Annotated in this window: 13 protein-coding genes; all 13 read right to left on the minus strand. The window is 44.4% G+C overall.

Annotation, left to right across the window (positions count from 1 at the left end; genetic code table 11):
• Positions 1-140: 140 nt before the first annotated feature.
• Complete coding sequence (locus tag ACR0QN_RS13280; RefSeq protein WP_432651703.1) at positions 141-794, minus strand: hypothetical protein; 654 nt, start codon at positions 792-794, stop codon at positions 141-143.
• Positions 791-1,000 carry a hypothetical protein gene (locus ACR0QN_RS13285; protein ID WP_432651704.1) on the minus strand — a complete coding sequence of 70 codons (210 nt, stop codon included), beginning with the start codon at positions 998-1,000 and terminating at the stop codon, positions 791-793. The genes ACR0QN_RS13280 and ACR0QN_RS13285 overlap by 4 nt, the downstream gene beginning before the upstream one ends.
• Positions 1,001-1,005: 5 nt before the next feature.
• Complete coding sequence (locus tag ACR0QN_RS13290) at positions 1,006-2,109, minus strand: hypothetical protein (protein ID WP_432651705.1); 1,104 nt, start codon at positions 2,107-2,109, stop codon at positions 1,006-1,008.
• 52 nt (positions 2,110-2,161) lie between these two features.
• Positions 2,162-2,542: a hypothetical protein gene (locus ACR0QN_RS13295; RefSeq protein ID WP_432651706.1), complete on the minus strand. Its 381-nt coding sequence runs from the start codon at positions 2,540-2,542 to the stop codon at positions 2,162-2,164.
• Positions 2,535-5,696: a hypothetical protein gene (locus ACR0QN_RS13300; protein ID WP_432651707.1), complete on the minus strand. Its 3,162-nt coding sequence runs from the start codon at positions 5,694-5,696 to the stop codon at positions 2,535-2,537. Before ACR0QN_RS13300 ends, ACR0QN_RS13295 begins: the two co-directional genes overlap by 8 nt.
• Before the next feature lie 7 nt (positions 5,697-5,703).
• The gene (locus tag ACR0QN_RS13305; RefSeq protein WP_432651708.1) at positions 5,704-6,204 is read right to left on the minus strand and encodes a hypothetical protein; all 501 of its coding nucleotides are present in this window, start codon (positions 6,202-6,204) and stop codon (positions 5,704-5,706) included.
• 120 nt (positions 6,205-6,324) lie between these two features.
• Positions 6,325-6,540, minus strand: coding sequence for a hypothetical protein (locus ACR0QN_RS13310; RefSeq protein ID WP_432651709.1), 216 nt, complete (start codon positions 6,538-6,540; stop codon positions 6,325-6,327).
• 62 nt (positions 6,541-6,602) lie between these two features.
• Complete coding sequence (locus ACR0QN_RS13315) at positions 6,603-6,809, minus strand: hypothetical protein (protein ID WP_432651710.1); 207 nt, start codon at positions 6,807-6,809, stop codon at positions 6,603-6,605.
• Positions 6,809-6,979 carry a hypothetical protein gene (locus tag ACR0QN_RS13320; protein ID WP_432651711.1) on the minus strand — a complete coding sequence of 57 codons (171 nt, stop codon included), beginning with the start codon at positions 6,977-6,979 and terminating at the stop codon, positions 6,809-6,811. The genes ACR0QN_RS13315 and ACR0QN_RS13320 overlap by 1 nt, the downstream gene beginning before the upstream one ends.
• A gap of 59 nt (positions 6,980-7,038) precedes the next feature.
• Positions 7,039-7,272: a hypothetical protein gene (locus tag ACR0QN_RS13325; protein WP_432651712.1), complete on the minus strand. Its 234-nt coding sequence runs from the start codon at positions 7,270-7,272 to the stop codon at positions 7,039-7,041.
• A 4-nt stretch (positions 7,273-7,276) separates the two neighbouring features.
• Positions 7,277-7,525 (minus strand): hypothetical protein, encoded by a 249-nt coding sequence (locus tag ACR0QN_RS13330; protein WP_432651713.1) that lies wholly within the window; start codon positions 7,523-7,525, stop codon positions 7,277-7,279.
• Positions 7,526-7,660: 135 nt separating this feature from the next.
• On the minus strand, positions 7,661-9,043 hold the full coding sequence (locus tag ACR0QN_RS13335) for a phage portal protein (protein WP_432651714.1): 1,383 nt from the start codon (positions 9,041-9,043) through the stop codon (positions 7,661-7,663).
• A 108-nt stretch (positions 9,044-9,151) separates the two neighbouring features.
• Positions 9,152-9,817, minus strand: a complete 666-nt coding sequence (locus ACR0QN_RS13340; protein ID WP_432651715.1) for a hypothetical protein — start codon at positions 9,815-9,817, stop codon at positions 9,152-9,154.
• Positions 9,818-9,889: the final 72 nt, after the last annotated feature.

The raw sequence follows: 9,889 nt of genomic DNA on the forward strand, positions 1-9,889 counted from the left end.
ATATCCGCATTTCCCGAAACGTGTACGGTTGTTGTGCCGATGTTCTGAAACCAGTAGAAACGGCTTGCACCGCTGCCGAAATCCACCTCGTTCACTCCCTCGGTGCTTGTTATTGTTTTGATGTCCATTTTCATTCCTCCTTAGTTTTCCTTTGTTGCCAATGCCCTGACTCTGCAAGCTGCATACAGCCCGTAAACAGCATTTTTAAAATCATCAGCATTTCCGTTCACGATGTAATAACCGCCAGATTGTGACCCGTTAAAATCGCTCTTTGAAGCACCGAACGATACTGTTGAGCTTGTGGTTTCTCCTTCAATTCTGTCGGCATCATTAGTCCAGCTGTAAGCAGTGTAGGTGTTGATGTATGTTCCTTTAAGGCTTATACTCAAAAAATCTCCACCGCTTTTGAATGTGGGTGATGCCGATGTTATCAGAAAATCTGTGTTTCGTGAAATATAATACAGCCTGTTTGGCACATCAGCATTCTGATAATTTTCCTGATACTTCATATAAAACGGATTCTGACAGGTGGCATATTTAAATTCATCGTTCAGATAAACGCAGTAATACAGCGTCCACATCGTTATGTAATTAACAAGCCCGCCGTGAGTGTTTCCAAGCTGAAAACACTGCATATTATCAATATCAGAAGCGATTTTCACCCGAATGTTCCAACCGTCCGCTATGCCGACTACACATAACGGTGTAAGTTCATCAAGCTGTTTTATTCGTGGGTCGATTTCAACCGTCTTGCCGCCCGACATCATAATCCCAGCCGCTTCCTCAGCCGTCATAACCATTCCCCCTCTTCGATAGTTTCCGAAAAATTATGCCGTTCATTCCCACTCCCGTCAGCCGTCCAGGTCTGCTTGAAGCTTCCGTAAACGGCATAGACCTCATTGTCCGAAACCTTGACGATCTTGTCGGGAGGGTCGCCCCTGATATGTACATCAGTTTCAGCAAACCCGTTTTTACAGTTTCGGATAAGTTCGCCGCCCATTGATATCACTCCTTGCTTGTTTTGTCCGATTTTTTATCGGTCTCATCTTCAAGAACAATAAGTCCCTGATATTTTGTGTGCATAATGTTCCCACTCTTTTTGCCAAGCTCGACTTTGTTCCTCGTCAGCCTGTGCCGTGAACCTATCTCACCATCACTGGGAGCATTTCCCGATAGCGATGCGATAATCCCGCAGGCGGTAATTTTGCAGGAAACACTGTGAGCAATAAAATCATACCCCTGTGCAAAATTTATCAACTCTGCGGGATATGGCACAGAGGAAACCACGGCCTTGTCGCACTTAAACTGCGTGACCGTTTTGCCGCTTGCCCTACCCCATATCTCTTCGCAGCCTGCCTGCGTTATGAGGTCGGAATTTATTTGCAGGGTATCATAGGAATACCCAACATTACCCATCGAATACTGTGCGCCGTTCCCATTTGTGCAAAGAATGCCGTTCGCTTCATATTCAATGCCGATGTCAAGTGCCGTGTGTTCCTTCACTGCCATAGATGCGGAATAACTTCCATACGGCACGAATGTGCACACATTATCATCTGTCATATAAAAGAATCCGCAGCAGCTTTCGGCGATAAAGCTCAGTATTTCAGAGCAGGTGCATTGAAGCTTTGCCCTTGGAATTTCCGTGAGCCACGAGGGAATACCCGTAATATCCGAAAAGCCCACAAGACTGATGATTATTTCCAGCACCTCCGAAATCGGAAGCGTAGGAGTGTAATTTGCCTCCTTGGTCTCTTCATATTTCGAGCCGTTCCACTTGTAATACTTCTTTTCCGAAGTGTCAAGATATATTTTTGTCTTAACACCCGTTTTCGGGAATTTGGACTGGCTCGGATATTTTATAAGCCCCAGTTCCAGGCATTTATCAATGGGAAAATCAATGTCCGCAAATGCCAGCCTGTCAAGACAGGTAACAGAAACAACGCCCTTGCTTTTCGTCCTGTTGTCGATGTAATATGTAGGCAGACCGCTCACACCCTTGACAACGGTTCTCGCCGCCCTTGCCGCATACAGCTCCCCAGGAACATCAAAGCTCAGCTGAGATATGCACAGCCCGCTTGTCCCGATGCCGTCAGTATTCCGCCGCACATTCACATTTCCGAATTTGCTCAGCGGACTGTTAAGAATTTCAATGCTCAGGCTAAAGAGAGCCGCCCGAGCTTTCAAGGCTTACGGCGGCTACAGAGAATGAGCAGGAGCAGTAAATTCCTGCCTTGTTTGCGGATTTGTATGTTTTCGGAACCTTTGTGACGCTCACCATTCCCGTGTATTCGGGGGAAGTGAATTTGAACGTCCTGCCGATGAGCACATTCAGAAGCTGAGTGATCTCCTCATTGTCCATAAGTCCCGTTGTGATATCTGCGGAAAATCGCCGTCCTTTGGACTGTTCCACCGTGGAGAAGTCCCAGTTTTCAAAGCTCGTGTCAATTTCGTGGGACCAGTTCGGAGAATATGCCGAAATGGAACGTAGTGTGTAGTCACCGATACCCAGCGTGATACCGCCGTTGTAAATTTTACGCATTTAAAGGATTGCCCCCTCTCCGATATTCCTGTGAAAGATTGCTCACGACCTTTGTTGTGATAACTTCACCATCAACAACAAAATTTATGACCATATCGCCGCCCGAACCCGCAGTGCCTGTCGATGCAGAGGCACTCAGGTCCTGCCCGTTTATGGCATTGAAGAACGAACCGCTTATAATGGAATCATAATCCGACATACTGTCAATAATGCCCTGCAAATAGCTGTCGGCAGTCTCCTTGCCCTTCTGATAAGCCTCATCAGGCATATTGGCGTAGATGTCGCTCACGCCCTGCGCCGCAAGCTGATTTGCTTCATCAAGCTTGTCCTGAACGTCATATGCACCCGTCTTTTCGACTTCCTCCATATATGCGGCATAATCCTTGTAATACTGTTCACGCTGTTTCTCAGACATTCCGAGGAGCTCGTCAATAAACTGCTGACGGGAGCCGTCCTTGTAATCAAACTGCATAACTCCCGCAAGCAGGTCATCTGAAATGCCCGTAGCTTTGAGCTCGTCCATAGACTTGCGGTATTTTTCAAGAGCCTTGCTTTCTTCGGTAAGGTCATTTAAAACAAATCTGTCCTTGCCGCCCTTTTCGGTCACGCTCTTGCCGAGAGCCGTTCCCGATTTAAGGTAGTCCTTTTCAGCCTGTTCCTGAGCCTTGTTTACGTCCTCATAAGCTTTTTTGATGCTCTCGGCGGTCTTTTTGGAAGAGTCCTCCCATTCCTTGATATCATCGTCCTGAATATCATTTCGGAGTTTGAGCCATTTGTCATAATATTCAAGATAAAGGTCAGAGCCTTTGTCAAGGGTATCAAGTATCTTCTGATACTCGTTCAAGAGCCATTCATCGTCATAGCCCTTTTCCTGCTGTTCTCTCTCAGCCGCTTCCCAGGCTTTTTTTGTCTCCTCTTTCTTTTTGTTCTCGGCTTCCTTCAAAGCCTTTGCAGCTTCATCAGCTTCCTTGTCGGCAGCGGCTTTTTCTTCCTTGGCAAGTTTGTCATAATAATCATTGACATCATCATAATAAGCCCACCATTCCTCGCTCTCCTCGTCCCGATGGGCTTCGAGATAAGCCTTGCGTTTTGCAAAATACTCGCTTTCTCCGATTTTATGGGTGGCAAGCTCTTTGTCATACTTATCCATTTCGGCTTTTGTAGTCTCACGAATTTTCTCCCAAGCCTCGGAAACAGCATCTTCATTTGTCTTGCCTGCATTTGCCTGCGCCTGTGCCTGAGCTTCTGCGGAACGCTGTAAATTGGCTATCGTCTGGTCATCATACTTGCTAAGCTCATTGTTAAGCAGTGTATGAAAATTTTGCAGCATAGAATATTCAGCATCAAGAGAATCTTTCTGGTTCTGAAGCTCTTTCATTCTTGCCGTTTCATCGGCAGTCTTGAATTTTTTCTCCTGCAAAACGTTCAGCTCGTCAATAGTCTTTTTATAACGGCTGTTCCACTCTTCCTCATCAGCTATGACATCATCAAGCATTGCCTGAGCTTCCTTGTATTTTTCAAGCCCCGTCATATCTGAAAGTGCGTTCCAGCGGTCATTCATAGCCTTGACGTTTTCATCAGACTTTTTCGTTTCCGCTGTAAGATGTGTCATAGCGTCGCCTATGGTGTTAAGCTCATCGGCAACAGCAATTGCGGACGCTATAGCGGCTGCGGCGGCTATAGCAGCGGCTGCTATAGCTCCAAGTGAGGCAACAACGGGTGCTTCTGCTCCCGTTACGGCGGAGGTTACAGAACTCATAGCCGCTTGTGCTGTAGAGGCGAAGCCTGATACAGCATCTTTAAGCTCCTTGATGCCTTTGACAGCATTGGATATTCTGTCGGCACCAAGAGCAACTTCCAAAGCTGCAAAAAAGGTGAGCAAAATATCCTTGTGATTTATAATGAACGAGACAGCATCAACAAACCCATCGGCAAGCTTCTGCACACCGCCGCCGTCGATCCACTCCTGAAGCTTTACAAGCGCATCATCAAGCAATGGCTTTATCTGCTCCATCATATCCACAAGCGCATCTTTTGTAACGTCGATATTGTCATTAAGGATAGTAAGACCGCCCTGTGCAAAATCGTCAAGAGGCTTTGCTATATCAACAAGAGCATTTTCCCAGGAGGCTTTCAGCTTGTTCATAGAGCCTTCAAGGGTGGTCTCAGCTTCAAGAGCCGTAGTGCCTGTTATTCCGAGATTTTCCTGTATAACGTGGATAGCCTCTATCACCTTGTCAAAGGGGATTTCCTTGACATTTTTTGCAGTTGCGACCATTTCGCCGTTCAGAACGCCCGAATCGTTTATAAGCCTTGCCATTTCAGCCTGCGAGCCGCCATAGCCGAGCTTTAAGTTGTCGAGCATCGTGTAATTCTGCTTAGCAAAGCCCTGATAAGCATACTGCACGGAGCTCATAGCCGTGCCCATTTTGTTCGCATTATCAGCCATATCAATAAGCGCCTGATCTGCAATTTCAGCCGCCTTTTTAGTGTCGCCATCAAGACCCTGCAAAAGGGTCGCAGAAAAGCCCGTAACAGTTTCCATATAGTTGTTTGCGGAAATTCCTGCGGTCTTGAATGCATTTTCGGCGTTTTCGAGTACAATGTCCTCAGCACCTGCAAAAAGCGTCTCAACGCCGCCTACAAGCTGTTCATACTGAGAATATGCACCGAGAGCATCGCCGGAAAGCTTTCCGAGAGCCGCCGCAACTGCTCCCGTGGTGGCAAGAGCGACCTTTTCTACATTCTGCAATGCAGATATCACCTTGTCGTAATCCTTGCCCGCATTCTCACCAATGCTTCTCTGCTGCTCCCGAAGATTTTCAAGAGCATTCTCGGTCTGCTCAATTTCACGCCTGTATGCACGATATTCACTTTCATTTATATTACCGTTAGCTCTTGCCGTGTTGATGTCTTCCTCAACGGATTTCAACGCTTCAAGCCGCCTGCTGAGCTGTGATATCTGTTCAGCATAAAGCTGATTTCTCTGAGCCGCCATTTCTGCGGAATTGCCGCCCTCACGGATAACGTTGTTTACTTCCCGCATTTCTCTTGAAGAAGTGCGCATTGCCGCATCAGCCTCGGCAAGTCCCTGCTGTACTCCCGTGGTATCAATGCCGATTTTCGCCATATATCCATATTTGTTAGATGCCAATTAAAGATCACTCCCTTTCAAGAAATTCCGAAAGCCGCCTTTCAAGCTCCCGTATGCCCCAGTTCTGAGCTTCTTCCACAAAGCCCGTGCCCTGCACCTCTCCTCTGAATTTTCCGTGGGTAATAAGATTATGGTTAAAATTGAGAAGATGTGTTACAGTCGGCATAGCCTTGTTGCGAACGCCGTATATCTCACGTCCGTTTTTCAGCTTGATATTTCCGTAAGCCCACCCCTGCTTAAAATATCCCGGCTGATATTTTTCTTCTTTGACCTGTTTTACTGCCTTGGGAACACCGGGACTGCGGTGAACGATTATTCTGCTTACTGTCTGCGTATGTGTTGAATAATGCCGCACAGGTGATTTATTTTCCACCATAGGCTTCATCTGATTTCTCACAGCTTTAGCTGCTTCTCTGGACTTTTTGACAACCTCATCGGAATACTGCGACATATCTCTTATGACACGCTCGGCAAGCTCGTCAATGCTCACATATTCATCAGCCACCATTCCACCGCCTTTCGGGTATAAAAAATGCGCCTTTGCAGTCAACTGCAAAAACGCATAAAAGATATAAGAAAAACCGCCTTGATATCAAAGCAGTTTATATGTCAGCGACCGAAAACATTGTTAATTAAGCAGTGTTACGGATTTGATATGAGAAGCTAAAACAAAAGGACCGCCCTCACCGTCAATATCCAAACATATTCCGTCCTCAGCTTCATTTGGCTCAAAATCGTCATTATCCTCAGCGGCACAGAAAGCATCAACATAGCCGGTAATATGCTTGTCATCATTTGTGATGATTTCAATTTTTTCGCCGACAAGTTTTTTTAAATCGATCATTTGCTTTTCTCCTTTCCGTGTGCAGGAACCATATGAGTTTTTCCTCTGAATCAGGCATTTCCTTAATCCAACACCTCAATTGAAGAAATGTCACTCTGCTGCACAATACCGGGCTCAACGTTATCATCAAGCCAAATGCAGGCTTCATTGCAGCCGCTGTCCCATTCCGACTGAAAAAGGATAACGTTTGCAGTCCTTTCCCTGCCGCCTTTTTCAACGAGCCTTACTTTATGACCGTTGCTGTTGAACATTGCTTCACTATCTATCATTACTCCTCCTCATCAACAATTTCTACAGATTCATTTTTAAATACTTCTGTTATTACAGCATCAAAGTCTTTGGCTTCATTGGCAATTTTGATTATATCATCGATGCAATTTCTTTCGGAAGCAAATAACATAATCATAATTATTCCATTTTCCTTTTCCTTATCTTCCAAATCATAAGGCAGTGATTTCAGTTTTTTTTATAAGTGTTATCTCTTTTTCGCTAATCATATTATTCAACTATTTCCAAAGGTTCAAGGAACTCGCCCAAACGGCTGTTTATATCAGAAATTGTAGTATGGTGACGGTCGTCGGGAATGCTGAGTATCTTGTGACATAAATCCTCGTTATTAATACAGCAGAGCATTATAGAAAAAGTAAGCTTCTTATCTTCTTTTGTCTCTATAAGACTGTTAAGGAGTTCAAAAACTTCTGTTTCCGCTTTTGAAAGTGGATTGTTTTCCATTTGATCACTCCTTCTCATCGTCAGCCATTTCAACAGGTGGAAAAATAGAGATGATTTCTTTAACAATGCCGTCAAAACTAAGCCCATCGAAATTTTCAAGAACGTCAATGACCTTATCTTCTACATTATATTCCGCAGAACCAAGTATAATACAGATGATCATATTTTCGGCGTTCGGGTCATCTATAGTTGAAATGGCATATGGCTTTATCAGCGATAATATTTTTTTCTGTTTTGCACTTAATCCTTCCATTGCTTTATACTCCTTCTGACAGAATTAATTGCTTCTTCATTGCCTTCAATTAAAACTTTGAGGCTGAATGAATAATCTCCAAATCCGTAAACTTTTATAAGGTAAAAGTGGTTTCTGTTCTCATAGCAGTATATCTTACCTTTTTTCGGCACTTGGAAAGTCAGTAGCAAACTGGCTTGAAACTCTTTTTCGTTCTGCCTGTGACATTTTTACCCTTGTATTCGGCAGACTTCCGTTCATTTTGCCGTTAGGAAGCTGAATATATTTGCCTCTAACATCAATTATATCATCATTTCCCGATTTGTCAACAGGCTGAGAAACATTCGCACCCTCGCCCGTGCCGATATTCACCATAGCATTCGTATTCGGCGTGTATATCTGATTTGTTTTCGGGTCAAGAAGAACATCATTGAGCCCCAGCTTGATGAAATTGACACCGAGAGGCGGAAGGTCCTCACGTTCCCTCACCTCGTCGAGCTGCATAAAATTGTTCTGCAAAGCCACAGCATAAGCACTGTACCTCTGCTGAATGTCGCCCCTCGTCAGCTCCCTTGTGTCAAAGGCAAAATAAACGCTCCCACGCTCGTTTTCAAGAAGCAGGTCATTGTCATAAGCCGCCTCAAATGCGTCTATAACAGGCATTACAGCGTTCTTTACAGTGGCATCGGAAAGAATGCCGTCCGCCGTCCCGAAGAGCTTCATTATCTCAGCGTTTGCGGTCTGCATATTCTGATTTATCTGCATTTCCACGGAAGAATTTGAAACCTCCTTGAAGTCAATGCCATTGTTCAGAAATACAATGTTTTCGGTGTTCTCATTTGAATAAAGCTTAGACCACGCCGCCTTGACCTCGTCCACCGCAGGCTTCGCAAGAGTTTTTTCCGATTTTAAAAAGCCTTTTTTATTTCCGCCCTTCACAAGCTGATTTTTCTGAAATTTCATCATCTGATATGCGGTGTCGATAATGAGCGGGTTTTCCTGCACAATGCCCCGACCCTTGCCAAAGCCGTCAGTGTTTTTCAGAACTTTCAGCATCTGATAGGGATAATATATCTTGCCAAGTATGGAATACTGAAAACGCTTGTGTATGATGTCTGTCAGATTTTTCTGCACAGCTACATATTTTTCGGAAACATAGTAAAGCTTGTCGGGGGTGTCGTAGCTCCTGCCGATGTAAGCAAACGCAGAGCCAGTCAGAAGATAGTCCCGCACCATAGAAAAACGCATCTCATCAGCCGAAATAGTGTCACCCGTCACGGAATTGAGCATCGTTATACGTGGGTCGTCGGTGATCTCCTTTACAGACGTTCCCTCTCTGCGGTACATCTTCACAGGAAGCATAGCCACCGCCGAAGCTATCATATTGACACATCGGGCAACGCTTGGTATCTGCATAGCAGTGTCGCAGTCAACAGAACTGCCGTACAGCTTTGAATACATAATATCAGCCGCAAGCCCGCTGTTTTCTATTGTCATATCCCGCTTTTCAACGGTTTCTTTTTTTGAGAAAAATCCCATTTTTATATATCCGCTCCCTTCATCTGGGTATAAAAATACCGCCCATTTCTGAGCGGTAAAAATTATTTGTAATGCATAAACCACCGAGGCATTTGATAGATGTTCAAATTATGTCCACCCATTCTTTTTCGCCCAGTTTAATGCCCCTTTTTCAGTTTTCCATTTGTTAGGAGCGTGAAGAACATTGCCCTCTCTGTCTTTTAATCCAAAATGCTGTGATGATGTTCCCGCATTTATAACATATGTTGAAACTTTAAGGCTGCTTTGGGCTGATGATTTTTTGGAAGATGAACCTTTTTTTATCACTTTCTCGGATATAGTATTATGTTTTTTCCCAAAAATTCTTCGATTACCGCTATCATCGATAAGAATAGTTCCGGACACCTTACTTATCCTCTCAATCGTATCAGCTTTTAATGGGTCTATCATTTTTCCGCCTTTTTCTCTTGTATATATTTCAGTTTTTTCATATTCAAAGTCAATGTTGCCGCTGTTTAAAATAGTGTATTCGGGCATTTTTGAAACCGTCTTATCTTTTGAAAGAACTTCGTTCATTCTGTCTATTGCCTTTTGCTGATGCGGATTTATCTTTTGCGTAAATTCTTTGCTGTCAAGCACATAAAAGCTTTTTCCACCCTTTGAATAAAGAAAACCGCCGCCGCTTCCACCACCATTGGCAGTGGTAAATCTCCCGTTCCTCGGGTCGTGATACGGGTTGAACCTCAGCTCCGTATCAGTTGTATAATGCCTCGCAGGCATATCCCACATACCCATAAAAAAGCCTCCTCATTCTTAAATGACCTGACAAACAAAACCGCTGTCAAGCAGTACATTTTCATTAAGCAG

This window comes from Huintestinicola sp. (genome assembly GCF_050874005.1).
Classification (GTDB): domain Bacteria; phylum Bacillota; class Clostridia; order Oscillospirales; family Ruminococcaceae; genus Huintestinicola.

What these genes read in the sequence shown, in the direction of transcription:
- ACR0QN_RS13335 (WP_432651714.1), bottom strand. Translation starts at nt 9,043, where the DNA reads ATGGGATTTTTCTCAAAAAAAGAAACCGTTGAAAAGCGGGATATGACA.
- ACR0QN_RS13330 (WP_432651713.1), bottom strand. Translation starts at nt 7,525, where the DNA reads ATGGAAGGATTAAGTGCAAAACAGAAAAAAATATTATCGCTGATAAAG.
- ACR0QN_RS13340 (WP_432651715.1), bottom strand. Translation starts at nt 9,817, where the DNA reads ATGGGTATGTGGGATATGCCTGCGAGGCATTATACAACTGATACGGAG.
- ACR0QN_RS13325 (WP_432651712.1), bottom strand. Translation starts at nt 7,272, where the DNA reads ATGGAAAACAATCCACTTTCAAAAGCGGAAACAGAAGTTTTTGAACTC.
- ACR0QN_RS13280 (WP_432651703.1), bottom strand. Translation starts at nt 794, where the DNA reads ATGACGGCTGAGGAAGCGGCTGGGATTATGATGTCGGGCGGCAAGACG.
- ACR0QN_RS13310 (WP_432651709.1), bottom strand. Translation starts at nt 6,540, where the DNA reads ATGATCGATTTAAAAAAACTTGTCGGCGAAAAAATTGAAATCATCACA.
- ACR0QN_RS13305 (WP_432651708.1), bottom strand. Translation starts at nt 6,204, where the DNA reads ATGGTGGCTGATGAATATGTGAGCATTGACGAGCTTGCCGAGCGTGTC.
- ACR0QN_RS13295 (WP_432651706.1), bottom strand. Translation starts at nt 2,542, where the DNA reads ATGCGTAAAATTTACAACGGCGGTATCACGCTGGGTATCGGTGACTAC.
- ACR0QN_RS13315 (WP_432651710.1), bottom strand. Translation starts at nt 6,809, where the DNA reads ATGATAGATAGTGAAGCAATGTTCAACAGCAACGGTCATAAAGTAAGG.
- ACR0QN_RS13285 (WP_432651704.1), bottom strand. Translation starts at nt 1,000, where the DNA reads ATGGGCGGCGAACTTATCCGAAACTGTAAAAACGGGTTTGCTGAAACT.